Raw genomic sequence first — 25,952 nt, forward strand, 5'->3', positions numbered from 1 at the left:
ACAATGAGATTAAACCAACTCCTCGTTCTCGACGCGGATCCAGTCTTTTTCATCCACCCAGTTTTGTTTGCCATCACCAAGTGTTCGAATCGGTACTATGTAATCACAGCTAATTTGTGGCTTCACCGAGGCAAATATCGGCACAAAACCAAAGCTCAGTGCGGTTTCGATAATCGCTTGCTGGTTTTGTGGGTCGATATCAGCCGCTTCATCGATGTATAGCGGCACACGGTACTGGCTCTTTTCTTTGTCTGATAACAGATGGCGAATAAACAACATGCCACACAGTAGTTTAATGGTGATACGCGTACCATTTGAGCCAGCGGAATCGATTTTATCGAAGTACTCAGTCTCGCCCGCGCGATTAATGACTTCAAAGCGAATATCAAACAGGTCGCTTAGCGTTAAGCCCGCTTTTTCTGAGGCCAATTTAATTAGCTGGTCCTTGGCGTCATTCACTTCGCTTTCACGTACGTCTTGCTCAGCAAGCAAATCAAGTGAGTCACCTTGTTCGTACAAATCAGACGTAGCCAAGATGGTATCTATGCTTTGCACCAACATATGGCGTGGCACAACATCAATCTTAAAGCCTTGTAAGTTAGAGATTTTATGCTCGCCAATGCCGTTGTTAAAGAGGCGCATTTCAGATGTGAGGCGGTTTAAATCTTGGCGTAAGCCCTTAATCGTCGCGGCAACATCGGTCAATGCCACACGGGCTTGACGGTTGACCGCCTCACGCTCGTTATCAATGTTGTGATATGCGCTGATCAGCTTTTGGTATTTGCTGAGTTCATCGTTTTCATTATCAAACTTGGTAATACCCGCATTGTAGATATGCAAATAGGTATTGCGGACGTTGATATCGAAGTTACGCAACTCTTGGCAGTCTTTATTGAAGCTGTGAATGGTGTCGGCAAGGGCATCCAAATCGAAATTGATATCGATAAGATACGGTGTCACCTTGCCCGAAATGAAATCTAGCGTGTGGTCCAAACGCTCGCTCTTAACCTGCGCTAGACGGGCTTTTTGGCGCTCTAATGCATCTTTTTTAGAGTTGATGATTGCACGTCTGTCAGCAATGCCTGCGGCATTTTGTTGCACTTCATTCAGGTGCGCGTCCACTTCTTCTTGTTCGCCTACAAGCGATTCTTGCAGGGCTTGCTGAGCATCAACACTGCGTTGCATCACCTGATATTGCTCAAAGCGTTTCAACGCCGCTTCTTGGCTCATCAATTGATCGTACAAGGCATCACGTTCAGCTTGTTTGCCAGCAACATCCGCAGCCACATCGCGCTGCGCTTTTAAGTCCTCTAATGAACGTTCGAGCGACTGCAATTGCTCGCTCAGTTGTGCTTTATCTGCGCCGCTTTGCATTTGCACCACAGGCAGTTTCTTTAACGAAATGGTTGCACCTGGCAACACGAGTTCTGCACCGCGAACCGCTTGGCTTAGCAAAGAGAGGAAATCACCAAAAGCGTCTTCATCGTCGATAGTAATTTCACCACCGCTGGTGGTCGCAAATGACAGCAAATCAGGATTGAGAATACGGGAAATCTCTTCCACTTCCTTGAGCGACAAGTCTTCACGCATGCGAGTGAAGAGGTTGTACTCTAGGTTCTTCAATTGCAGTTTTAGGCTCTTAATCTGCTTTTGCGTTTCTTTGATACGAAAATCAAGGGTATGCAGGCTTTGCCCTTCGGCACTTTTGAGTGAGTGCGTCAGCGTTTCATATTCATGTTTAAGCGCTTTGAGTTCACTTTGCAAGGTCGCTGCGTCAGCAAGTTCAAACTCATGGTGAAGAGCATCGAAATCGGTAAACCAGGCATTGAGCTCAGTTAGTTTACGCTCAATGTCGCGTGATTGTTGCACATACAAACGTTGCTTTTGTTCAAACTCTTCTTTCTCAGCGCTTATCTCTTCAAGTTGCTCGTGGAGCGTCGCATTTTGGTCATCGTAATAAGCGTCAAAATCGGCGAGGGCCAAGTCGATTTTCGGTGCAAATGCGCCTAGTTTCCCTTTTAGTGCACTTTGGTGTTCCAACATGCTCTCAAGTGCGGCGATAGGCTCTTGCATGGTTTCGAGGGCATTGAGTTCACGACGTGCTCGATTAACCTTATCAAACGCACGTTGCCACACTTCATAGAAATCAACGTTGGCATTAGACATATGGCGCTCAAACACGCGTAACATAAAGCGTTTTACATCTGATGCACCGAGCTTATGCAGGTTCAACATGCGTCGGAAAATTTCTTTATAAGTAGGTGCATCGCTCACATTGTTGAGCGGGATCATGCGCAAATTAATATCGCCATCAAATGGCGTTGCACCGCCAATGAGTAGGGCATTGAGTTCTTGCGCTTTGAGCTCAATCGGGTTGAAGCCTTTGTCTTTTAAGTGGTTAAACAAGCGCGTAAATTTAACGATGCGCTTGTTGTCGGTGAAATCTTCTAGATTTAAAGCACCGTTGTAACAAAAGAACTGATGGCCGTAACCAGCAATTTTGCCAAGCCCGGCAACCCCAATTACCACCTTACCATGAGGTAAATCGGCCTCAAGCAGGATGTATGACTGGTCAGAATTGAAATAAAACTTGCGCGTTTCTTCTAAATCATGGCCATCCCATTCAGTAAGACGTAGGTCATTGATAAGCGGAAATTGCAGGGCATTAATCACCGAGCTTTTGCCGGTGTTATTCGGCGCACAAATCGAGCTGCTTTTATCAAGCGGGATCACGCATTTTGCATAACCTGCAGTATTTAACAGCGCGAGCTTACTCAGTCCATGTAACTGTTGCATTTATACTTCCTCCGCGCTTTCAAAAGCGTCATCGTTAACTTCCAGTAGTGCGTCTAAATAGCGATGAATGGGTGCAAGAAGGCGAAATGCGCTGTCTTTATCCTTCGCTTTGGCCATACCCAAACGCACCATACGCATCAGCACATCTTTGCGTAAGTCCGAGCCTGAGAAAATCTCCAATTGATCAAACAACGCCTTGTTATTGAGCACGAGTTCTTGGCAAATTTCTAAATCAACGTCTTTGTCGAACAGCGCGCGCATTGGGTCTTGGCCTTTATTCGCGTAATGTTCGATAAGGGTGTAGATAAACAGGGCGATAGCGCGGGAGATTTTCCCCATATTGGCTGTCCCTTCGTCGGTAGCGAAATAGAAAAAGCCACGAGCGTCATGCACTAGGGCGTTACCCAAGGCACTAAATAAGGCGTCATATTGCTCTTGAAGTTGGTCCAGCTCCTGCCATGCAAGGTTATCTTGCTCACTGATGTGATAGCCGCTAACTAGTTTTTTATTGATGTATTGCAGCTGCGTGAGCTGAGTTAAATCGATTGTGCTCATAGCGCGTTGTTACTCTTATTTTGTTTACTGTCACTGGCATCAACGAAGGGGTATAAGGAGAATCGTTTACCAGCTAAGGTTTTATACACTGGTGCGTCGCTTTGTGACAACGTCATTGTTGGGTCATTGATAAGTTTTTGATAAAGATACAATAACTCATCTGATTCAAGGTCAGGGTAGTGGTCATTGAGCACGTCAATCACTTGCTGCTTCGCGGCTTTCCCCTTGGTTTTACTTGATTTAAATAGTGCGCGAACATCCTTAAAGCTTGGAATATGTGGCGCGTGATAAGGCTCAGCGGCGTCGGCATCGGGCATTTCAAATTCATGTTCTTCAAATTCACTCAAGCCCGCCATATAAGACACAAGCTGAGCATTGCTGCCAAGTTGGTGGTGCTGTGGCTCAGAGACAAAGAAAGGTTGATGCGCGCTCATCACGTTATCCAAGCCGCGTTTGCGAATTAAGCTGAGTACCTTTGCCGCTTGGCGAGTGATGAGAGTGTTTTGTCTTAGCTCTTCTCGCAACGGCATGAGCATGTCGGCGCTTTGGCGCAAGCTTTCGCGGCCAATATGGTGCATATCTAAAATACGAGTACGAAGCTGCTCAAGCATACGAATGGTGGTGCTACTTCGGCCCGTTTGTTTAAGCTCAATCAGGTGCTCAGTGAGCCTTGCCTCAATGCTATCAAAGCAGACTTGGAACGCGCCGTTGATGGCCAGCATTTCCAGCATTGGCTCAATATACTCATCGAATGCCTCAATAACAGCTTTATAACGTTTAGCCAGTGACATGCTGGAGTTATTCGATTTGGCTTGTTCTACTAGGTTGTAGATGGCGTTTTCGTTGTGTTGATAAAGTTTAACGATTTTTCGCACCCGTTCATCCATAATGCGGCTGTAACGGCTGATATCGCCATAGTCGTTATCCTCAACGGCGTCTTCTAGCTTGTTGCTCAAGCGCTCTAGGTCATCAACAAGCACATTTATTTCACCAGCAACCCCTAAACTTTCATCTTGAAGTAGGTAAGCGGCAAAGTCGCTAATTGCGCGATTGATTTCTAACTGTGACGATTTCGCAAGGGGAACCAGAATATCTTGGTTCATAAGGCGATTCGTTTCTTTGTATATTTGTGCGCCAGAATAATGAGGAAAATGCTGTTTAATTACGCTTTGCACTTCCTTGATGCTGAAATCCCCCATTTTAAAGCGTTTTATCAGTGTTTCTAACACTGGCCACAGCTCGTTGAGGGTATTAAGCACGCGTTTCGCTATTATCATTATGTTAGTTCTTTGTGCTTGGCAATAGGGCACGATTATAACGAAAGGGACAAGGTGGTAAAATAGCTTTTCAGTTGTTGCCTGAGCTTTACACTGCAAATGTAAAAAAAATGTCATTTACCACGAATGGGGAATAGCCGCGACGACCATGTGGTGATAGAATTCGCGCCGCTTGCAGGCTGTAACGGTCTGTTAATAACTCATGGTGCCACTAAGTTTGTTATTTGTACACCTGTGTGTGTTCGGGTGCGGTCAATAAACTTAGCTGTACATTTTTAGTTCGCTCGTCGCAAGGAATTTAACCCAAAATGGTCAGTGCGCTCATATTGACGCTCATTGCCGTGGCATTCGTGCTTATTGTTGTGGAAGACGTCATCCATGTAAATAAAGCCAAAACCACGCTGTTTTTCGGTACTCTGTGCTGGATTATCCTCTTTATCTCGCCGCTCCACGGTCATTCTGTTGACCACATCAAGCATGAATTGAATGAAAACATATTAGAAATAGCGACATTGTGGCTATTTTTAATGGCTGCAATGACTTTTGTTGCCTACCTCAACTCAAAAGGCTTTATCCAAAACTTGGTGCAGCGCGTACTACCTAGTGCGATAAGTGAACGTAAGCTCATGTTCCTCATCGCTGGCTTTGCTTTCTTGTTCTCTTCAATTTCCGACAATATCACGGCGACCTTAGTGTCTTTAGCGGTTGTGATGTCATTAAAGTTGGACGGCAGAAAGCTGGTTAAATATGCCACATTGATCATATTTGCGGTTAACTCGGGTGGGGTGTCGTTGATCACCGGTGATGTAACAACCTTGATGATCTTCCTTGCGGATAAAGTAACCATTGGCAACTTGTTGTTATTAGTCGCACCCGCCGCGTTTAGTGTACTGATTCTTGCGACTTTACTGTCGATGAAGATGAATGGCACAGTGACGTTCTCGTTGGGTGAGAAAAAGCGCATCGAGAAAACGGATATCACCATTGCTGCCATTTTTCTATCGACCATTGTGGGCACGTTAACGTTAAGTGTGATGTATCAAATTCCACCTTTGCTTACCTTTTTGTTTGGTTTGTCGTTGATGTTCCTTACAGCGCAGTTTTTAATGCGCAAAAAAGACGTGAACAAGAAGATCATCGACTTCATCCGTGAGATTGAGTACGACACCTTGTTATTCTTCGTTGGCGTACTCTTGCTTGTTGGCGCCCTAAAGGAAGTGGGTGTACTTGCGCAATTTACCCACTTGTATGAAGTGTTGGCGCCGAACCAAGCAAACTATTTGATGGGCTTGCTTTCTGCCGCTGTAGATAACGTGCCATTGACTGCGGCGTTGCTAAAAGCCGACATTCAAATGGATACACAAAACTGGCTGGCATTTACCTACGCAACGGGTGTTGGCGGTTCCATGTTAGTGATTGGTTCTGCTGCGGGTATTATCGCAATGAGCAAAGTACGCGACCTAACATTTGGCAGCTACTTACGTAATACCTTTTACTTGCTGATTGCTTATTCAGTCGGTTATGTAGGTTCTTACGCGATGGGCTCATTTGTGTAACTAAACACTATTCATTATCAATTTAAAAAGCCACTGAAGCCGTTCGGTTTCAGTGGCTTTTTACGTTTAAATGCAAAATAGTCGCTAACTGGCATTGCGTCATAGTTCACCTTTGCGCAATATTAAAGACACTAAGTTTCTAATAAGTATAAAGATATGCGTATAGCAGTATTTGGTGCAGGCTCAACAGGATGCTACTTGGCGGCATTACTCAGTGTCGCCAAACTATCAACGTCGATTGTGTGCAGAGAGCGAATAAAAAACGCTATTGAAGACAACGAAGGTATTCACATTACCGACTACCAAGGGTTTGATAAAAGAGTTATGCCCAACGCCTTACTGACTGATACGACAGGTCAACAGTTTGATGTGGTGTTTGTTACCGTTAAGTGTCACCAATTGCCTGAGGTAGCTCAGCAGTTATTAAATATCACGCATGCTCAATCAGAACTGATTTTTATGCAAAATGGGTTAGGCAGTTTCGATGCTATTGAGACGCAAATGGCGCAGCGTAGGTGTTTGTTTGGAATAACCCCCTTTAACGTGTTGCAAAATGGCGCGCATTTTCATAAGGGAACGCAAGGGGAGTTTTGCTTTGAGCAAAGTGATAACACGCAATTCATTGCTCAGAAACTTCAAGACAGTGGTTTTGGCTGTCATATATACGACGACATGAAACCTGTTGTGTTCGGCAAGCTGCTTTTAAATCTCAATAATGCGCTTAACGCCATAGCCGATATGCCGATTAAAGCTGAGCTTGAGAATCACGCGATTCGCCGCACCCTTGCAGGCGCGATGCGCGAATGGATTGCAGTAGCAAAGGCGATGGATTGTGAATTAGCGCAGTTTACCAAGGTGAAGCCTGCAAAAGTGCGGGTGATTTTAAGCTTACCTAATTGGCTATTTAAACGGGTGGCATCAGCGATGCTAGACATAGACCCCAAAGCGCGCTCATCGATGTGGGAAGATATCCAAGCGGGCAGAAAAACAGAAGTTGAGTTCCTCAATGGTGCGGTGGTTAAACTTGGCGCTCAGCATAATGTGCCCACTCCAATCAACCAAGCTATTGTTCAGAGCATCCATAAGCTAGAGCGCGGCGAAACTGTAGATATAACGCGACTCGCTGTTATGAAATCGTAACAAATAAGTTCATGACAAGTGCATTTGCACAATTGACATCCAGCCATCCAAACGTTACATTGCATGCTCGTTCTGGCGCATGATCGCTAGAGTGCTGTGCCAATGCTCTCAACTGTATTGGTATCAACAGAAGAGGTGCGATAGCTAGGTAGTAAACGCGAGGCAGACGAAGGCCGATGACCGTTTATGAGGGAGACTATCGCCGAGGGAGTCCATTGCTCGTCACAATGGCTCTCGGTTCTTGAGGCTGAATCCTCGGAACTGTCACCTGTTTTTTGGGTGGAGGGCTTCTGGCAATGGACACACTTCTTTTATCCTCTTGCCAAGTTCTCCTGATTGTATTTGAAAAATAAGCTATTTTTCATCTCGGAGAGAAAATGAATCAGGAATTTTCCGTCGCTAAGTTTGGCGGCACTTCAGTTGCAGATCATCAAGCAATGATGCGTTGCGCAGACATTGTGGCAGCTGACAACCAGGTACGTATTGTTGTAGTGAGCGCCAGTGCCGGCGTCACTAACCACCTAGTGGCGCTTTGCCAAAGCAATATTGATGATGAAACCCGTGAGCAACACATTGATGGTGTTGTTGCCATTCAATTGAATATCCTTGAATACCTCAGCCTAGATGCTGATTTGGCGCACGGCTTTGAAAATACCCTCAATGCTTTTCGTAGCGCAGCGATGAAGCCAATTCAAACTAATGCACAACGTGACGAATTGCTGAGTTTTGGTGAGCGTTTATCTTCTTACTTATTTACGCAAGTGCTCCGTGATAAAGGCGTTTCGTCGACGCGCTTTGATGTGCGTTCAGTACTTAAAACCGACAGCCAATTTTCCAAAGCATCACCGGATGTAGCGCAAACACGTACCCGCGCTCAAGCCGAGCTGGTGCCACTACTTAATGATTATGTGGTTGTGACGCAGGGCTTTATTGGTAGTGACGAATACGGTGATACCACAACGCTTGGTCGTGGTGGATCAGATTACAGTGCAGCATTAATTGCTGAGGCAACAGGCGCAAATAGCATTTATATTTGGACGGATGTGGTTGGTATTTACAGCACCGATCCGCGTGTGTGTGAAAAGGCCCGTCCGATTGCTCATCTCACGTTCGATGAAGCGGCCGAAATGGCGACCTTCGGCGCCAAAGTCTTGCACCCTGCGACTATTCTTCCTGCGGCGCGCAGCAGTATTGGCGTATTTGTGGGTTCAAGTAAAGACCCCGAAGGCGGTGGTACCTGGATTGAAAAAGTACCGAGCGCAGAAATTATCGCTGGGGTACGAGCCGTCACCCAACGTAAAAACCAAATTTTATTAACACTCAAAAGCCCTGAAATGCTGTTAGCCAGTGGTTTCTTAGCACGTGTATTCACCATTTTGAGCGAATATAAGATTTCCGTTGATTTGGTCACTACGTCTGAAATCAGTGTTGCTGTAACGTTGGACAACGCGCCCAATGCAAGCCGCCCAGAGCTTGACCAAGAGGCGCTCGATAGACTCGGCGAGTTCTGCCATGTAACGGTTGAAAATAACTTGGCATTAGTAGGGCTAATTGGCTCAGAAATTCAACTGCGCCAAAGCGAATTGAATCTGATGAAAGTGCTTTCTGGTTTTGATATCCGCCTCATTTGTCATGGTGCGTCAAAACACAACTTGTGCTTCTTGGTGGACCAATCGCAATCTGACGACGTGGTTAAAGCGATTCACCAACAGTTGTTGGAGCAAGGTCAATAAGTTGAACCTGCTCAGTGGCAGTGATTAACGACACATCGAATTGCTGCCGTTGTTCGCATAACACCTGCGCTTGTAGGTTGTTTAACAAGGGCAAAATTGGTTGGCTAAGTAGGGTGCTAATACTTTGCTTAGCCGCTTTAGCATAGGCTTCTTTAAGCGTCCATACGCGAAAGAAAGTGTCTACTTCATCACCAATCGCACTCGTTTCTTGCTGTGGGTAAAAGTGCGCTGCGAGCTTTTGAAACGGGCGTTTCTCGTCAATTTTTTCTATGTCTAAGCCCAACACAGTTTGCGCGTTCAAAGTTGCCGCAACGCCCACATGCTGCTGTGAGTGGCTAATGACTACGTTGATATCCAGTAGCCGTTCATTAGCATAGACCTGAAGCTGTTTCAGTTGTTCGTTAAAGCGTGTTTCAAACTGATTGTGGGGCAGCGACGCGTATTCCGGTTTTAGTATTTTAACCAATTCTTTGATACACCAACGACTTACCAAATATTCTTGCTTCGCTTTAGGTTGTTTTCGACGCGCTAGCACGGCTAATTCGTTCTCATGCAAATGGCTGTTATGCATGTCTTTCGCCTGCGTCAGGGTCAATAAAGTGGTGCCGGTCTTGAGTGACTGGCTCTTAATACTTTGACCGATTGGTAAAGGTTGAAATTGATAGTCTGGATGTAGCATAAAGTGTTGGTTCGATATCCGTCGCAGCGACTACTTTGTTCACACTAAGTGTGGTTTAATAGACGCAAAACAATAACAGAAATTCCTACGAATGACGAATAAGCGTGACGGCTTCCAAAGCCGTATTGGATTTGTGCTGGCTGCTGCCGGCGCAGCGGTAGGCCTCGGAAATATATGGGGTTTTCCTACCCAAGCGGCTAACCACGGTGGTGGTGCCTTTTTACTCGTATACTTTATCGTAATTTTTGCTCTAGCACTGCCAGCGCTCTTTACCGAGCTTTATATAGGCTACAGTGCGCAGGCAAATCCGGTTGTTGCCCTTAAGCGCGCGTGGCAAGACAAAGCCCCTAAACTAGGTGCAGGTGCAGGTTATTTGGGCTTGGCAGGCGCGATTGTAATGCTCAGCTTTTACTCCATAGTTGCAGGATGGATGCTATCCCACGCCTTAGCGCCCGTCGCTCAATTAGCGGGAATGCAGAGCCTCGCTGATTTCCTTAGTAACGACTCAACCACTCGCAACCTTATTTTTACGCCGTTGATGCTGTTGCTTACCGCCAGTATTATCCTCAAAGGCGTGAAGTCGGGGATTGAAACCTGGTCTCGTCGTTTGATGCCTTTACTACTTGTACTTTTAATCGGTCTAATTTTCTACATTGGCTCGCTTGACGGTGCGAGCGAAGGTTTCGCTAATTACTTGAAACCCGACTTCACCAAGGTATGGGATGCCGATTTAATCATCGCCGCCATGGGCCAAGCGTTCTTCTCATTGTCGCTTGGTGTGGGCTGTATGATGATTTATGGCTCTTACCTACAACCAGGCGCGAACTTAGGTAAATTAACTTTGAGCGTAGCTGCGCTAGATACCTCAGTGGCGTTCTTGGCAGGCTTGTTAATCGTGCCTGCGATATTTGTGGCAAACCACAACGGCGTGCAGGTATTTGCCGATGGCAAGTTGATAGGCGAGGGGCAATTGATTTTCGCTGTATTGCCACAATTATTTGAAGCTATGGGTTCTATCGGTTTGTTTGTGGCGTTGGCCTTCTTCGTGTTGATGTCGATTGCATCAGTGACTTCAACGATTTCATCCACTGAAATCCCCGTGGCCTTTTTAGTCGAAAACCACGGCCTGAGCCGTAAGTTGTCAACGTGGTTGGTAACGCTGGTTGTGTTTATTGCTTCAGCGACCATTATCGCCAATTTTGATTGGTTATTTGGTTTGGTGATTCAAGTGTTCACTCAGTACCAACTGCCGCTGATGGGGTTATTCTATTTCCTCACCTTGGGTTGGGTGTGGAATCGAGGTAACAAACTCGCGCAATCAGAGCATAAAGGAATCAAGCTATTACTTTGGTACATCCGCATTGTGTGCCCGATACTGATGAGCGCTGTGTTTATTAATGTGGCTATCAAATAGTGGTGATGAAATAGCGGCAATCAAATAACTGCATAAACAGAAAGGGCTTTTTTTACAGCCCTTTTTGATGCGTAGCAGGGCATTGAGTCACTATCTTCAGGCATTGTCTAAATGGGTTTTAATTATTTCTCGATCAACTGGGCTGATGGTGTTGCAAAATCTCGAACCCACTACATGAGTGTATATCTCAGTTGTTTTTAAATCTGTGTGCCCTAGCAACTCTTGGACTGTTCTAATATCGCAGCCATGCAGCAATAATTCAGTCGCAGACGAATGCCTAAAAGTGTGTGCTTTAACACGTTTTGGGATATCCGCCGATATAACTGCTTTTCTCAAATTCTTTCTAAAGGCAGATTCGTGAATATGATGACGACATATATAGCCATCGTATGGGTGAACGCATCGCGTTGTCGAAGGAAATAGGTATTGCCAAGAAAAGTCCTTAATCGCATTACCATATTTGCGCATTAAAGATGGAGGCAATGAGGTAAGTCCGAAACCTTGGCTCAAGTCAAAAGAATGGAGGGCTTTTACTTTTTCTATCTGTCTTTTTATTGGCTCATTGAGTGATTTCGGCAAAATTGAGTACCTATCTTTTCGGCCTTTCCCTCTAAAAACAAACACAGTATTGTTGGAAAGATTTACATCTTTAACTCTTAAACTGAGTGCTTCATTTATTCTTAGCCCACTACCATATAATATGGATGCGATTAGCCAATGGATCCCACTCATATTAGCAAGCACTCGAACAGCTTCTTGATGTGAAAGCACCGTCGGCATACTTTGTTCCTTTTTCGTAAAGGAATAATTGAGCCCTTTAACCTCTTGCTTGATCACATAGCGATATAGAAATATAAGTGCACACAAAGCTTGGTTTTGTGTAGCGGGACTGACTTGTCGATTCATTGCCAAATGGTTTAAAAAACGTTCTATCTCTCGGTTTCCCATGTTATTGGGATGTCTTTTATCGTTAAATAAAATAAACGACCTAATCCAACTGAGATACACCTTTTCAGTTTTTAGGCTATAGCGACGAGTCCTGAGCTCCGCTCGGACTGTTTCTATAAATGGTGAATGGCCCATTATGCATTCCTTGATGGGTGCTGTATATATATACAGTTACAAGTGGTCGTCTGCTATTTTGCAAGCAAATGGCACGTTATGTGATGAGTTATTTTGGCACGATTATGTAGCTCTCATTTGTAATTAATTGATTATATAAATAAAATTTTACGAAACTGAATAGTTTAACGAGCCTTGTATGGCTCGAATAAGTAATGGCTCGAATAAGTAATGGCTCGAATAAGTAATGGCTCGAATAAGTAATGGCTCGTTTTTATCGAACGTTTATTAGCTTGCTCAACAACAAACCACTTGATAACTTATTGCTATTATTAAATAAAAAACTTATTTGTTAAGAGTTTTGGGCCTGTGGATAGATTCCTTTATCCGAAATTCGCACTAATAAGCTGTTAGCTATAGGTACCTAAATGATCGAAGCCCGAGATTTCACTTCAGCTGATGAAATGTTCGATTTTTTTTCACCATGGGGTGAAAGCTCCAATTTAGAGGGTTTCATTTTTAGGGGGCACAGTCAGGACTCTTATGAGTTGGTGCCAACTGCATTGAGGCTAAATAATGTAGATTGGTTTTGGAAAACTTGTGGCTTAGGAAGGCCTATTGAACCCCAGCATAATTGGCAAACTTGGCAGGTTAAAGGTGAGTATTCTGTTCTAAGGGCTTTTTATCGTTTAGCCGATCAAAGGGGGTTAGAAGTTCCTGTTTCTGAGCGAGTGAGGCTTAATCTTGCGCAAGAATTTGATTTCCACGGCCTAAACAACCCACATGAAAGTGACACTTGGATTCCTAAGGATCTATTGGAGACTGCTGCTTTAGCACAGCATTATGGCATTCCAACACGGCTTCTGGATTGGACGTATGACATATTTGTCGCACTATTTTTTGCAATGACTGGAGCCATTGAAAAAGATGGAAAGCTCGAAATATGGGCATTAAATAAAGAGCATTTATCTTTCCTAAAACCAACAGTTAACCGAGTTAATGTTGATTTTATTACCCCTCATTATGCTAACAACCCAAATTTGAACGCTCAAAAAGGTCTTTTTACTCATTGGCCAGTTCAATTACCATCTATGGTCAATGAAATGCACCTTTTACAAAGTGGGCAGGTTGTCCATGTTGATCGAAGACCGTTAGATGCTCTAGTCGCTGAAAACTACAGTGGTGAAGAGAATATTTTTATATTCAAGCGTTTTACATTGCCATGCTCAGAGGCAAAAAAAGGGTGTAACATTCTAGCTAAGCTTGGGTACGACGCTGCAAGAATATTCCCTGGATACAGTGGTGTGGCTAAGCATTTGTTGAATCAACATAACTATAGCTAACAATCCATTGTAACGGACTCGGAAAAGGCAACTCGCCGTTAAATAGCGGCGTTATGTTTTAGGAAGTCCCAGTTTAAATTTATGAAAGGAATTAGGTTATAAATATGAATGTGTTAAAAGTAATTGGAGTTGCGCTCTCCATTATATTTTCCTTTGTTTTTTTAGAAACTTCAGGTGTGGATATTACAAAAGCTAACATTCTAAAATTTGAAAACTTTTCAATTTCAGTTTTTAGTTTACTCGCAATTTGCATCTACTTTTTTGAAAAGCTCATAATTAAATCTATTGAGCTTGTGTCTATATTCTTTTCTAGTGATACTAGCCATAGTAAGTAAAAACATAACAAGCCATTTCAGTGCGGGACTTTTAACAGTTAGCTTTCCTCACTGCGTTCGTTATTTTAGCCAACTGTAAAAAAGCCCCTGAATGGGGCGTTATATTTTACAAGGAGTATGTATGAAATTTTTGAGCGTTTTATCAATTGCTATTCTAGTGCTGGGTGGCTGTAAGTCGGCCCCTCAGCAATACCTTACAAAAACTCCCATAACAATAGAGCAATCTGAGTTGCAAAACTATTGGATTCAAGAAGCTAAAGAGTTCAGTTTTAAAGTTAGTAGATTGCAGCCACCGAAAAGCAGTGGCGTCGTAAAAGTTAAGTATTTAGTAGATTCTAATGGTCAGATATTTAATCCAATAGTTGTTGAGTCTTCCCCCAATGGAGCATGGGATAAATTTGCTCTACAAGCCTTAAGCAATATTCACTATGTACCTGCTAAAGCTAATTCGTCAAATGTACCAGTGTACGTTACAACAGAATTTACTTTTGGGCACAAGTAAAATATAACAAGGTGCTAAAACGGAAAAATTACAGTTGGCTGCGCTCGCACCTCGCACATTTTAACCAACTGCACTTTTCCGCTTAGCACAGCGTTATGTTTTCAGGTGAGCATGTTTAGCATTTATCAAAGAGCTATATTTTGGCGATTCGTGATGGTAATCGTTTTAGTCGGTGGGTTTGTTGCAGGTAATGTGATAATTCAGGCTAGTAACGGTAGAATTATATTTAGTATTTTGTGGTTTGGTATTGGTTCAATTTTAGCCATGATAATTTATGCATTTTCAAGTTATCAAAAATGTAATCATTGTGGTCACAAAATCGCAATTGGTATTAACAATTTAGGACTCACAGAAACACCAAATGCTTGTCCAAAGTGCAACAAGAAAACATAACAAAAACATCATGGTGGGAATTTTACTCGCTGAACAAGCGCTCCTAAAATCCCCATATGTTAAGCGTTAAATGGCCACAAGGAAGAAAAGTGCTAAAGCTCGAGATCAATAAGATATTTGCGCTAATTATTGGGGCCGTGGCTTTTTACTCCGGCTATATAATTCTGCCAGGGTTGCCAGAAGCCTATGCTGGCTGGCAGTCGTTTTTCGATCAGCGTAATTCAGTCTATCCAATATTAATTATTGGTCTGTATTCTGCCGTTCCTTTTGGTTTTCTCTCGGTTGCCGCATTGGTTTATCTCAATAAACGTAGTTATTTTATCTTTCCAGTGCTACTGGTGGGTTGGTTTGTCTTTATCAGTTACACGGTTTATTTAGTATTAATTTTGGTGCTTTTCTGGTGGTTAAAACAATCATTAAGTCACCATTTAACAAGGCGCTCAAGCAAAGACGCAGCATAGCTGCGCCGCTTAGCTTGGCGTGAAGTTTTCATGAGAGTCTGAATACTAGTTTCTATTTTCATTTTGCTCTGTGGTTGTGGAGAAGGGCGTAAAACACCTGAAGGCTATATTGAAGAATGTTATGGCGGAGATTTCTCAAAAAATATGATAGGGAGAACTCCAAGCTATTCAGTTGTTCTTGATCTAGAAACATCAGAGTGGGAAGAATTAAGGATTACCTTAAAAACTTTGCTACTGAAAAAGAGCTCCGCTTTTTTGAGGATATCAGGCGAGACGATTCGCTAAATATGTTTAATGTTTCTTTATGTTCAAAAGATGAGTTATGGATAAATGCAGACAAAAGAATTTGGGCAGTTGGAGATTCACCTGAACATATTCCAGTGCCGTTAATGATAAGGGTTCAGGTTTATAAAAATGACGAAAAATGGACTTCAATATCAGAAAGTTTAAATAGTATTCTTATTAATAAATGGCCAAATGATATAAACACAGAGCATGGGTATACATCTAGTTATAAAAATTCGTTGTATTAAAAACCTAGCAAACAATTTATTTGGGACTGCTAAAGCTTGGCGCAGTTCCGCTTCGCTGTACACTTTTAGAAAGCAATTCTCAGCCACTTTTGTGGGGTATTATGTGAAAAATAGGGATTATCATGAGTGGAAATAAAAAATTATCAATACTTGTATTTTCTGTTGTTACGATATTGGCAATAGGTGCTATTGCGAAGAATCTAAATGAGAAAAATCATTATAAAATGGCGCTAGAAAAGTGTGGTTCTGAAAATAATGTGAAGCACTTTGATTCAAAAGGCTTTGAATGCGTCAAAAGTGAAACTGCAACTGAAAAACAATAGGTAGTTTTAGTTGTGCTATTCAAAAACCAAGTTTCATCTAACAAATTGCTAAACTAGGGCAAAATTAAATAAGCTCGTCGTTTCACTCGACCCTCGCTTTTTCAATTTTGCATCGTAGCTAAGCGTTAGCAAAGAAGCCTTCATTTCTAAAGGAAAACAGATGCAAAATACTAACTTCACCATCAAAACGATGACCAAAAAGGACATGCACATCATGATTGATTGGGCGGCAGAGGAAGGGTGGAATCCAGGCCTGCATGATGCTGATTGTTATTTTGCTGCTGATCCACAGGGGTTTCTTGTTGGTTATCTTGGTGATGAGCCTATTGCCACCATCTCTGCGGTCAAAAATCAGAATGCGTTTGGGTTTATTGGCTTCTACATTGTTAAACCAGAACACCGTGGCAAAGGTTACGGAATCGAAATCTGGAACGCTGGGCTCAAACGTTTGCAAGGCTTAAATATAGGGCTTGATGGGGTTGTCGCGCAGCAGGAAAACTACAAAAAGTCTGGGTTCAATCTCGCTTATCGTAATATCCGCTATGAAGGTGTTGGCGGCGGCACTCCACCACAAAACTCAAACATTGTTAAACTCGCGACGTTACCTTTTGAGGCTATAGAAGCCTATGAGCAAGCGTTTTTTCCAGTAAATAGGTCTGCTTTCACCAAAGCGTGGGTTAATCAAGCTGATAGCCAAGCTCTGGGAATTATGCACAATGGTAATTTGGCGGGTTACGGCGTTATACGTAAATGCCGTAATGGCCATAAAATAGGCCCGCTGTTTGCCGACACGCCAGATTTTGCTGAGTCTTTATTTCTTGCCTTAAAAGCGCAAACGAGTGAATTTGAGCCTATTTTTCTTGATACACCTGAAATTAATCAAGCAGCGGTTGCATTGGCTGAAAAGCATAATATGCAGGTGTCATTTGAAACCGCCAGAATGTATACCCAAGCCGCTCCTGACTTAGGGTTAAATCGTGTGTATGGTGTGGCGTCTTTTGAAATTGGATAAGCTAGGTTTGTCGTAAACAGGCAATTACTTTAAAAGGATTATCTAGCTAAGCAACTAGGCGTTAAGGGCTAAGAGGCGTTTATGAAAGTAGAAATGATATGGATACTATCTGCTGTTTACTTGCTGCTAAACTTTTTGGTGACGATAATTGTCTTCAAACGAGATGACTTAGAGACATTTCAAAAAGTAGCGCAGGCTATCATTATTTGGTTAATCCCATTTGCTGCGGCGATAGGAATTTGGTTGTTTTATTGGTCGTCAGATAAGAATAACGTTCGCGTTCATTCGTTTGCCAAAAACACGGCTGGCGACAGTGCGGTTTCAAGCAATATTACTGGCTCTGGTGCGGCTGAGTAACAGCCAAATCTCCGCCATATTGGTATCTAATTATGTTTTCTAACAGGCCAATATCAACGCGCAGCTAAGCTAAACTCCACACAGTTCTAGGAAGCGCAGATGCTCAACCTTTTATAATTGCGGTTAGACATTTGATCACTTAACTTCATTCTCAAGCGGTTCGCATTTGCCAAATTGTTCGAGATTGAAATAGGTAGTTTGCACAATTTCCGCGAGCGCTTCTTGGGTGAAAAACCCTTGATGGCCTGTGATTAACACATTTTTGAACGTAAGTAAGCGTGCGAATACGTCATCTTGGAGAATTTCTTCCGATCTATCTTTGAAGAAGAGTTCCGATTCTTGCTCATACACGTCTAGCCCTAAGTATCCTAATTGACCTGTTTTCAGCGCGTTGATACACGCTTTGCTATCGAGCAGGGCACCGCGACCTGTGTTGATCAACATTACGCCTGGTTTCATTGCCGCTAACGTGGTCTCGTCGATGATGTGATAGGTTTGTTCATTCAAAGGGCAGTGAAGACTAATAATATCAGCACGTTGCAGTAGCTCTGGTTGGCTTACCAACTCAAAATTCCCTGATGGTGACGCTGGATCGCTTACTAACACTCGGGCGCCAAAACCATTGAGTATACTAACCAACGCCAAGCCGATTTTGCCACAGCCAATTAACCCGACGGTTTTTCCGTGCAAGTTAAAGCCAAGTAACCCATTTAAGTCGAAGTTATCTTCTCGTACGCGATTATACGCTTTGTGAGTTTTACGCGAGAGTGTGAGCATCAATGCGACACAATGTTCGGCAACTGCCTCTGGGCTATAAGCAGGGACGCGTGCAACGCGAATACCGTGCGTTTTGGCAGCATTGAGGTCTACATTATTAAAGCCTGCACAGCGCAGCAGAATGAGTTTAACGCCATGGCGCGCTATTAGGGCAATTGTTTGTGCATTTAAGTCATCGTTAACGAATACGCATACCGCATCAAAACCGTCGCTCAGCGATGCAGTTTGCGCGTTAAGGCTTACCTCAAAAAAACGAACGTCTGTGCCTGCAGGGCAATGTTGCTCAAATGCGTGTTGTTCATACCTTTGCGAGCTGAATAGGGCTAATTTCATTAAGTTGACTCTCTATAACAGAACGCAGCGTATCAGGCTTAGTTCTTGGGGCATAACGATTTACCAACTGTCCCTGAGAGTTTATGAGAAATTTAGTGAAATTCCATTTTATTGCTCGATTTTGAGCAATTCCCCGCGTGTGTCCTTTTAGATAATTGAACAGCGGGTGAGCGTCAGGGCCATTGACCATTACTTTACTAAACATCGGAAAAGTAACATTAAATGTACTTTGGCAAAAGTGTTTAATGGTGTTGTTGTCGGCTAATTCATTACGCCCAAATTGATTACAAGGGAATCCTAACACCACAAACCCTTGGGATTTGTAATCTAGGTATAGGCGCTCAAGGGCACTGTATTGATAGGTGAAATTGCACGAACTTGCCGTGTTAACTATCAGTACTACTCGTCCTTGTAGTTGTTTAAATGAATAGGATTGGCCGTCTATTAGTGTGGCATTAAAATGATAAATACTATCCATGGCGTACTCCGAGGCGTTAAACAAGGCGTTTTTAGTCCTTGGCTTTGTTATACTTTGTGCGTTTTATCGAGGTTAGCAGGGAAATAGGTCAGAAATATGTCAAAAAAATGTACCTTTATCGGTTTAGGCGTCATGGGCTACCCAATGGCGGGTCATCTGCAACAAGCAGGTCATGAAGTATGCGTGTATAACCGCACACAAGAAAAAGCGCAAAAGTGGGCTGAGCAATACGGTGGCCAATGGGCGCCTACCCCAGCACAAGCAGCAAAAGATGCTGATTTTGTATTCGTGTGTGTAGGTAATGACGACGATGTGCGCAGCGTCATTTACGGTGATGATGGCGTGTTAGCGGGTATGCGCGAAGGCACTTACCTTGTTGATCACACCACGACATCAGCGGATTTAGCTCGCGAATTGGGTGTTGCAGCTAAAGCTAAGAACATCGCATTCATCGATGCGCCAGTATCTGGTGGCCAAGCAGGTGCTGAAAATGGTGTATTAACTGTGATGTGTGGCGGCAATGCTGACGCCTTTGCTGCGGTTCAACCTGTGATGGCGGCATTTAGCCGTTTCAGTGAGCTACTTGGTGATATTGGCAGTGGCCAGCTGTGTAAAATGGTTAACCAAATCTGTATTGCAGGGGTGGTGCAAGGTCTGGCGGAAGGTCTTCACTTTGCGAAAAAAGCAGGGCTTGATGGCGAAAAGGTGATTGAAACAATCTCAAAAGGCGCGGCAGGTTCTTGGCAAATGGAAAACCGCTATAAAACTATGTGGCAAGGCGAATACGAGTTTGGTTTTGCTGTAGATTGGATGCGTAAAGACTTAGGCATTGCTCTGCAAGAAGGTCGTAACAATGGCGCTACTTTGGCACTAACGGCCCTGGTCGACCAATATTACGCCGATGTGCAAGCGATTGGCGGCAATCGTTACGATACCTCAAGCTTGTTGGCGCGTTTAGAAAAGCTAAACCCAAGCAAATAAGCGAAGGCGTGTTGACCTTTAAGGCATGAATTTTTCTTAAATCAAAGGCGTTCAATGCTAGGAATAGGTTATGTTGCATAGCTAGCTGTGCCAATAGCCTAAAACACCGCAGTGCGCGCCTTTGGTTGAACCCTTGGGGCATGCCATTGGCATGTGTTTTCTGCGTTATCGCCTGACTAACATAGAGTCACTATGCGACGCAGGTTCAGCCTTGGCAAAATACCCTAATGACTGCTGCAACAACACACAGCAAGGTTCAATGCGCCTTAGTTACGCCCAGAGTTATAAACTTTGGGCGTAATGATAAAGCGCTTTAAGCACAGCCATATTGCGCTCATTTCCTTCATTTTCATGAACCAAGTTTTCTAGGTTTAACATAAAGTCTTCGGCACCGATTGACGGGCTGTCTTCGCCATGCATCAACTTGTTTTGGCAGTATTTACGCCATGATTCCAGTTCATTTGGGCTTAAGGTCTCGGGCCAGTTACGCGCACGATAACGAAATAGCATGGCATTGTATTTAGGGTCTTCAAAATCTAACTCTAAATTAGCCAGTTCAATTGGTTGTGTGCTGCGAATAATATCAAACTTGGCTTTGTCGCTGTTGCTCGTAAAGCCACTATAAAGTTGGTAATCAGGATTCGTCGTGCCGCCAAAATCACGTTCGTCGTTGAACACTTCAGCGACTTTGTCTCTGAGTTCAGGGTGCGCTTGTAAAAACTTTAAATGTTCTAAACATTGCTCGCGGTCTATACCCAAACGCTCTGCGTTTTCAGGTAGCAGTGTTTTTGCTGGCGCTAAAATAGGGCACTTGTTCACATGAATCAGTTTCAAACCTATGGGAGCTTGGCCCTCAGGCAGTTCATCATGGCGGGTGTAGAGATATTCTCTCAATTGCTCAACCGATAAATCCAGCAATGGCTGTGGATCTTGAGTAAGGTTAAAACACACCACGGCATTTTTGTTCGTGGGATGAAAGCTCATTGGCGCGACCCAGGTAGTGCAACCTTGGCTTGCAGGAATGCGAGAGGATGTGTGCACGAGCGGCGTCATATTGAACACGTCAACAAGTTGCAATAACGCCTTTTTATTGCGCAAACCAAAGAAGAAATGATAAAGCTTAGGTTGCTGATCTTTGATGATTTTTGCTAAAGCAATAGTGGCTTTCACGTCACTCAGTGCATCGTGCGCATCGGCATGTTCAATACCATTAGCCTTGGTTAAATCTTCAAGACGAAAACTCACACTGCCATCTTCTTTTCGTGGCCAGTTGATACCTTCTGGGCGCAGTGCATAGCATGCACGCACCAGATCGATTATGTCCCAACGGCTGTTGCCGTTTTGCCATTCACGGGCGTAGGGGTCAAAAAAGTTACGATAAAAAGTGTAGCGACTAACTTCATCGTCAAATCGAATGCTGTTGTAGCCGGCCACGCACGTGTTTGGCTGGCTAAATTCTTCGTGGATTTTGCTGATAAAGTCAGCTTCACATAAACCATGACGCAGTGCATGCTGTGGTGTAATACCGGTGACTAAGCATGCTTGAGGATGCGGTAAATAATCTGGCGCAGGACGGCAATACTCAATCAGCGGCTCACCAATAATGTTCAAATCCAAGTCGGTGCGAATGCCAGCGAATTGGCTTGGACGATCTTTTTGTGGGTTTGCACCCCAAGTTTCGTAATCGTGCCAGTAGATTGTGGGCTGGTTGTTATCATTCATATTATTTTGCCTCTATTACTTTGCACTGGTCCATTCGCAACCAGATTAACCGTGTCACGGGTAATCATTATTCTTATTAAGCCGATGCTATATCGCCCTTAGATGATGATTGGAAACAATCGTTTTCTAAGTGCCTAATAACTTTGGGCATGATAAACGTTTTAGGAGGTGAAATCGAGGGATCACAATGGTGACACACTAAAAGCTCGGGTTTTAAACACGAACAGAAGGAAGTGATTTGTTATTCATCGTGAAGTACTAGTGTGGAGGCTATACGGAATTTACATGTGCTAATTGTATATTCTTAAGCGTTACTCGTTACTTGGAATAAACGCCTTCTTAATACTGAGTAATTCACCGGACTCTTTGAGTAATGTTAGCTGCTCATTGAGCAGGGCAGCGCGTTTAGCATTTTCAGCATTGTCGCAAAACTGAAATTGCAAAGGGGCTTTGCCCAATTGCAATTCGATGAAACGGAGGTTATCCCTAAGTTGATTATCGTTGTTGAATAGTGTTGTTGCGACATTACGGTCCATTACCGCCAACCTACGGCTATCAGGTGATGGTCTTAGTAGAGAGCGCAACATTTCCCTTTCGTTGTAACGGTCAGAGCGAATAATTGTGCCGCTATCGAAATAGCCTTGAAGCGCTGGATAGCTGTAGCCAATGTGAGCAATTAGTTCATGGCCAACTAAATCCTCAATGTCTTCGATATGATGATAATCTTCGTTATTCGCGATGAGTACGTCTTCAATCTCAATAATCGGGTGTGACCACAAATACTCATCGGGCGCGTCGCTATAAAGAGCCGATTCCATTCGCGCGTCCACACTGCATTCTTGTAGGGCCTTTAGTGAACGTTTTTCGGGTAGAAATTGAAATTCCATTGTGATCCCAGCGTTTTGTGACGCGCGTTTGATTGATTCAACCAATATTCCTGTAACTTTGGATTCATTGACTATGACATAGGGTGGGTATCCCGCGTCGGGAAGAGCCACTACTAGAGGTTTTTCAGACGCAATGGCGTTAAAACTCATTGCCAATGCGAATGCGCAAACCAAGTTTCGAGTGGATAAAGCGGCTTGTTTTAGACAGTTCAAAATCAATAACTGTTCCGTAATCAATTACAGGGGGGAATACCTATTTCCATCCACCTCCACGTCCTTAAACTTACAAGTCTGAGTTAATATTAGCCGAACAATTTGCTATATGGAGTGATTTCCTTAAATAGAAACAAAGCGTTATAGCAAAGATATATTTCAGTAGTGTGAATAATTAATTCTGTGCGGCTTTTTACTTTGTAATAAAAATGTCTGGTCGGCGTGGTATAAAGCCGTTTAGCCATCTATTATTGAACACTTATCAAAACGTACTTTAAGGAATAACAGTGCGATTCATACTCATATTTCTAGTATCATTTTCGGCAAATGCTGAACTCGAAGTGATTGAAAAAACGAGCAACTATCCAGTCATTGCTGACAGCATAACCGACCTAAAAGCGGCGCTAGATACAGCGTCACCCGCGAAAATAGACGACGATGTGGTACATGCCAGCACCACTTACGACATTGATTTTCAGTTCAGATTTAACAGCCGCTCACGTGTGTGTGAAGTAAACAAAGTCACGACTACATTAGGTTTACAATACACATTGCCAAAACTCGACAGCCAAAATGACGAAGTAAAAAAGGTGTGGTCTAATTGGTTTCCGAGACTGGCACAATACCAACATCAAAAGGGCGAGTTAGTAAAAGCTGCGGCGCGGTCATTGGATGATCAACTGACGAACTTACCTGAGGTAGGAAAGTGCCAAAAGTTGAAGAATCAAGCTGAAGAATTAGCTGCGAAGACTAAAAATGAATTAGCCACTCAGTTGAGATTATTAGATCAAAAAACTGACTTTGGTCGCACCGAGCATGCTTGGTTGAAAGACCACCTTCAGTAAATTAATGTTATTCACTGTAAAAATGTGTGTATTACGTTGTTTTTTTATTCAATTAACAACTTGTTTTCACCTGTACCGATAGGAATCGTAATTACATCTCGTATAGAATGGAAGCCATGTAAAGATAAAGCCTGTATGCATATTACGCTTTTATGAGTTTGACTAATCACACAACACGTAATGACTTTATCATCGAAGATGTGCGTTTTATGCCGTCTCAATCATTGCTAGAAAAAGACGGTAAACAGGTCAAACTTACAGCAAAAGCGACTGAGTTATTGTTATTGTTCTTAAGCAGTAAAGACAATTTAGTCGATTTTAATCATGCTATCTCTAGTATCTGGAATGATAATGAAGAAGTGGGCAAGAAAGGCTTTACCAATGCAGTCTGGATGCTGCGAAAAGGGTTTAAAGAAGTTGGGCTAGAGCGTGATATTTTCGAGTCGATCCCCAAAGTTGGCTACCGCTTTATTGCCAAGTACACAGAGCAGCCCAACGCCAAAAGACTCGCTGGTTTTGAACTACGCTTTGTAGTCGCAGGTGTTTTGTTAATAGGCGTACTGTGCTTATTTTACTTCCTCTTTTTAAATAACCAAACCAATCAGTGGCAAAACACAGCTGTCCACGGACTAACTCGAAGTACTAACTACGAAGGGGTAGAGGAGTTTCCCAGTATTTCGAACAGTGGCCAGTATCTGGCATTCTCATGGATTCAAGAAGGTGAGTTCAGTCAGATTTATATCAAGGATTTACTCAATGCAGACACGCCACTGCGTTTAATTTCAGCGGGCAAAGGAAAAGAAGTCTCACCAGCTTGGTCTCCCAATGATAATTACATAGCTTATGCGCGCATTAACGAGCAAGGAGCGTGTGACGTTATTCGTAATGATATTCTTCTCGATCAAGAGGCTACATTGGTTGAAGATTGCTATTACTTACCCTATCGGCGGGTGATAGAGTGGTCTGATATATCACCGAATAGGCTTATTTATTCAAAACAGCTTCAAGACCGCGTTGCGTTATTTGAATACAATATTGATAGTGAAAAGCAGCACCAAATAACATTTCCTGAAGTGGGCCAAATCGACTTTTCACCGAGAGTGCTGGGCGAAAAGGTTTATTTCGTGAGAGACACTCATTCTCCACTTGGAAGTATCATCAAAGTCACTAATGGCGACCAAACGTCGAGTCGCATCGGTCGTGATATATCGGGAGTGTTAAGTTTAGACGTAGACAAAACCTCACACACTTTGGTCGCAACTCACAATGAAGGGTCTCAGTTCAAAGTAACGGCGCTGGATATGCATGGGGCCACCCGCACACAACTAAGCGCAGGCAAACTATCTTCTAATCTTGATTACTCTGTGATACATAACAGTGTGTTTGCTGTAGAACACATTTCAAAAGAATACGTAGCTATGCTCGATCTCAGTTCCGGCAGAGAGCTTGATACTGTGTCATCCAGCTCAAGAGATATTTATGGTGAATACGATGCTGTAACTCAAGCCTTTGTTTTCTTGTCAAACCGTGATGAGCGTTGGGGTGTTTGGAAAAAAGGTGCTCGCCAGAGTGTTAACATCACCGAAAAATATGGAGAGGCTTCAATACCGCGTATCCATCATGGTACAGGTAAAATATTGGTCAAGATTAGCGAATCCAAGGATGCTGGGCTGTATGTCTTTGCTAACGATACCCATCATGTGATATCCGACATTGAACCCGAAGTGTATGGGTGGTCTTCTGACAGCAACACTATTTACTACAGTGCAACCCATAGCGAGGGTTTAGGTATTCTTAGTTATCATATTCCCAGTGGAAAGTTGGTACCGATGACCAATACCGGAGAAGCTTATGCCCAGGATTTAGATGAACACACTGTTGTTATGTCTCGATTCAACGAAAATGGCCTGTGGCTGTTTGATAAGAGAAATGGTGAAATGTCGTTATTGACTCGAGAACTGGATAAGTCTGATTTTGGTGCATTTTACGCATCTGCTGGTGATATCTATTTTTTGAAGAGGACTAAAACTGAAGATCAAATAGTAAAAATATCAGACTATCTTAGTACCGTGGTTCAGCGCTTCCCTGCAAACTCTATTCGTAAGTTTTATGGCATAGCAAAAGGAGAGGGGAACACTGCAATTGTCACCTTTAAACTTGCTAATCAAGCAGATATATATCAATACCGAGTCCAATAACGCGCGATTTAGGGCGATGTGATACGTTACTGTTTGAATGTATTGGA

General features: G+C 43.3%; 24 protein-coding genes and 1 riboswitch. Of the genes, 15 read left to right on the top strand and 9 right to left on the bottom strand.

Features of this window, described 5'->3' with window-relative positions; all coding sequences use genetic code 11:
• Positions 1-9: 9 nt before the first annotated feature.
• The 3 genes from V1358_RS00425 to V1358_RS00435 are packed head-to-tail and all read right to left on the bottom strand — an operon-like array spanning position 10 to position 4,628.
• Positions 10-2,796 carry an Mks condensin complex protein MksF gene (locus tag V1358_RS00425; protein ID WP_347392232.1) on the bottom strand — a complete coding sequence of 929 codons (2,787 nt, stop codon included), beginning with the start codon at positions 2,794-2,796 and terminating at the stop codon, positions 10-12.
• Positions 2,797-3,351 carry a condensin complex protein MksE gene (locus V1358_RS00430; RefSeq protein WP_347392233.1) on the bottom strand — a complete coding sequence of 185 codons (555 nt, stop codon included), beginning with the start codon at positions 3,349-3,351 and terminating at the stop codon, positions 2,797-2,799. It lies immediately after the preceding gene.
• A complete protein-coding gene (locus V1358_RS00435; RefSeq protein WP_347392234.1) occupies positions 3,348-4,628 on the bottom strand; it encodes an MksB family condensin complex protein in 1,281 nt (426 codons plus the stop codon). The genes V1358_RS00430 and V1358_RS00435 overlap by 4 nt, the downstream gene beginning before the upstream one ends.
• A gap of 308 nt (positions 4,629-4,936) precedes the next feature.
• Here V1358_RS00435 and nhaD point away from each other — a divergent pair, with 308 nt between their 5' ends.
• The 3 genes from nhaD (at position 4,937) to lysC (ending at position 9,057) form a co-directional block, all read left to right on the top strand.
• Positions 4,937-6,184 carry a sodium:proton antiporter NhaD gene (gene nhaD, locus V1358_RS00440; protein WP_347392235.1) on the top strand — a complete coding sequence of 416 codons (1,248 nt, stop codon included), beginning with the start codon at positions 4,937-4,939 and terminating at the stop codon, positions 6,182-6,184.
• Positions 6,185-6,340: 156 nt separating this feature from the next.
• The gene (locus tag V1358_RS00445; RefSeq protein WP_347392236.1) at positions 6,341-7,324 is read left to right on the top strand and encodes a 2-dehydropantoate 2-reductase; all 984 of its coding nucleotides are present in this window, start codon (positions 6,341-6,343) and stop codon (positions 7,322-7,324) included.
• A 122-nt stretch (positions 7,325-7,446) separates the two neighbouring features.
• Positions 7,447-7,622: riboswitch (Lysine riboswitch) on the top strand.
• A gap of 79 nt (positions 7,623-7,701) precedes the next feature.
• Positions 7,702-9,057: a lysine-sensitive aspartokinase 3 gene (gene lysC / locus V1358_RS00450; RefSeq protein ID WP_347391903.1), complete on the top strand. Its 1,356-nt coding sequence runs from the start codon at positions 7,702-7,704 to the stop codon at positions 9,055-9,057.
• Here the strand turns inward: lysC and V1358_RS00455 are convergent.
• Complete coding sequence (locus tag V1358_RS00455; protein WP_347392237.1) at positions 9,017-9,736, bottom strand: 4'-phosphopantetheinyl transferase family protein; 720 nt, start codon at positions 9,734-9,736, stop codon at positions 9,017-9,019. The genes lysC and V1358_RS00455 overlap by 41 nt on opposite strands.
• A 91-nt stretch (positions 9,737-9,827) precedes the next feature.
• Here V1358_RS00455 and V1358_RS00460 point away from each other — a divergent pair, with 91 nt between their 5' ends.
• Positions 9,828-11,150 (top strand): sodium-dependent transporter, encoded by a 1,323-nt coding sequence (locus V1358_RS00460; RefSeq protein ID WP_347392238.1) that lies wholly within the window; start codon positions 9,828-9,830, stop codon positions 11,148-11,150.
• A 96-nt stretch (positions 11,151-11,246) separates the two neighbouring features.
• Here V1358_RS00460 and V1358_RS00465 read toward each other — a convergent pair whose 3' ends face one another.
• Complete coding sequence (locus V1358_RS00465; protein ID WP_347392239.1) at positions 11,247-12,233, bottom strand: integron integrase; 987 nt, start codon at positions 12,231-12,233, stop codon at positions 11,247-11,249.
• A 407-nt stretch (positions 12,234-12,640) separates the two neighbouring features.
• On the opposite strand from V1358_RS00465, the gene V1358_RS00470 reads away from it, so the two are divergent.
• The 8 genes from V1358_RS00470 to V1358_RS00505 all read left to right on the top strand — a co-directional run bounded on the left by V1358_RS00470 (position 12,641) and on the right by V1358_RS00505 (position 17,471).
• On the top strand, positions 12,641-13,555 hold the full coding sequence (locus V1358_RS00470; RefSeq protein WP_347392240.1) for an FRG domain-containing protein: 915 nt from the start codon (positions 12,641-12,643) through the stop codon (positions 13,553-13,555).
• 456 nt (positions 13,556-14,011) lie between these two features.
• Complete coding sequence (locus V1358_RS00475; RefSeq protein WP_347392241.1) at positions 14,012-14,392, top strand: TonB family protein; 381 nt, start codon at positions 14,012-14,014, stop codon at positions 14,390-14,392.
• Positions 14,393-14,542: 150 nt separating this feature from the next.
• Positions 14,543-14,785 (top strand): hypothetical protein, encoded by a 243-nt coding sequence (locus V1358_RS00480; protein ID WP_347392242.1) that lies wholly within the window; start codon positions 14,543-14,545, stop codon positions 14,783-14,785.
• A gap of 89 nt (positions 14,786-14,874) precedes the next feature.
• The gene (locus V1358_RS00485) at positions 14,875-15,246 is read left to right on the top strand and encodes a hypothetical protein (RefSeq protein WP_347392243.1); all 372 of its coding nucleotides are present in this window, start codon (positions 14,875-14,877) and stop codon (positions 15,244-15,246) included.
• 197 nt (positions 15,247-15,443) lie between these two features.
• Entirely contained in the window at positions 15,444-15,779 is a 336-nt protein-coding gene (locus V1358_RS00490; RefSeq protein WP_347392244.1) for a hypothetical protein, read from the top strand.
• 122 nt (positions 15,780-15,901) lie between these two features.
• On the top strand, positions 15,902-16,102 hold the full coding sequence (locus V1358_RS00495; RefSeq protein WP_347392245.1) for a hypothetical protein: 201 nt from the start codon (positions 15,902-15,904) through the stop codon (positions 16,100-16,102).
• A gap of 160 nt (positions 16,103-16,262) precedes the next feature.
• Positions 16,263-17,114: a GNAT family N-acetyltransferase gene (locus V1358_RS00500; protein ID WP_347392246.1), complete on the top strand. Its 852-nt coding sequence runs from the start codon at positions 16,263-16,265 to the stop codon at positions 17,112-17,114.
• Between the two features lie 81 nt (positions 17,115-17,195).
• Entirely contained in the window at positions 17,196-17,471 is a 276-nt protein-coding gene (locus V1358_RS00505; protein ID WP_347392247.1) for a hypothetical protein, read from the top strand.
• A gap of 135 nt (positions 17,472-17,606) precedes the next feature.
• On the opposite strand, the gene V1358_RS00510 is transcribed toward V1358_RS00505, so the two are convergent.
• Positions 17,607-18,581: a 2-hydroxyacid dehydrogenase gene (locus V1358_RS00510; RefSeq protein WP_347392248.1), complete on the bottom strand. Its 975-nt coding sequence runs from the start codon at positions 18,579-18,581 to the stop codon at positions 17,607-17,609.
• Entirely contained in the window at positions 18,547-19,059 is a 513-nt protein-coding gene (locus tag V1358_RS00515) for a glutathione peroxidase (RefSeq protein ID WP_347389492.1), read from the bottom strand. The genes V1358_RS00510 and V1358_RS00515 overlap by 35 nt, the downstream gene beginning before the upstream one ends.
• A gap of 96 nt (positions 19,060-19,155) precedes the next feature.
• Here V1358_RS00515 and V1358_RS00520 point away from each other — a divergent pair, with 96 nt between their 5' ends.
• On the top strand, positions 19,156-20,040 hold the full coding sequence (locus V1358_RS00520) for an NAD(P)-dependent oxidoreductase (protein ID WP_347392249.1): 885 nt from the start codon (positions 19,156-19,158) through the stop codon (positions 20,038-20,040).
• 282 nt (positions 20,041-20,322) lie between these two features.
• On the opposite strand, the gene sbcB is transcribed toward V1358_RS00520, so the two are convergent.
• The gene (sbcB, locus tag V1358_RS00525) at positions 20,323-21,762 is read right to left on the bottom strand and encodes an exodeoxyribonuclease I (protein ID WP_347389490.1); all 1,440 of its coding nucleotides are present in this window, start codon (positions 21,760-21,762) and stop codon (positions 20,323-20,325) included.
• Positions 21,763-22,073: 311 nt separating this feature from the next.
• Positions 22,074-22,799 carry a substrate-binding periplasmic protein gene (locus V1358_RS00530; protein ID WP_347392250.1) on the bottom strand — a complete coding sequence of 242 codons (726 nt, stop codon included), beginning with the start codon at positions 22,797-22,799 and terminating at the stop codon, positions 22,074-22,076.
• 350 nt (positions 22,800-23,149) lie between these two features.
• Here V1358_RS00530 and V1358_RS00535 point away from each other — a divergent pair, with 350 nt between their 5' ends.
• Both V1358_RS00535 and V1358_RS00540 read left to right on the top strand, forming a co-directional pair.
• Positions 23,150-23,707, top strand: a complete 558-nt coding sequence (locus V1358_RS00535) for a DUF922 domain-containing protein (RefSeq protein WP_347392251.1) — start codon at positions 23,150-23,152, stop codon at positions 23,705-23,707.
• 152 nt (positions 23,708-23,859) lie between these two features.
• Positions 23,860-25,905: a winged helix-turn-helix domain-containing protein gene (locus V1358_RS00540; RefSeq protein ID WP_347392252.1), complete on the top strand. Its 2,046-nt coding sequence runs from the start codon at positions 23,860-23,862 to the stop codon at positions 25,903-25,905.
• Positions 25,906-25,952 lie beyond the last annotated feature (47 nt).

Origin of the sequence: Pseudoalteromonas pernae, from assembly GCF_039831865.1 — a bacterium.
In the GTDB taxonomy this organism is placed as follows: Bacteria; Pseudomonadota; Gammaproteobacteria; order Enterobacterales; family Alteromonadaceae; genus Pseudoalteromonas; species Pseudoalteromonas pernae.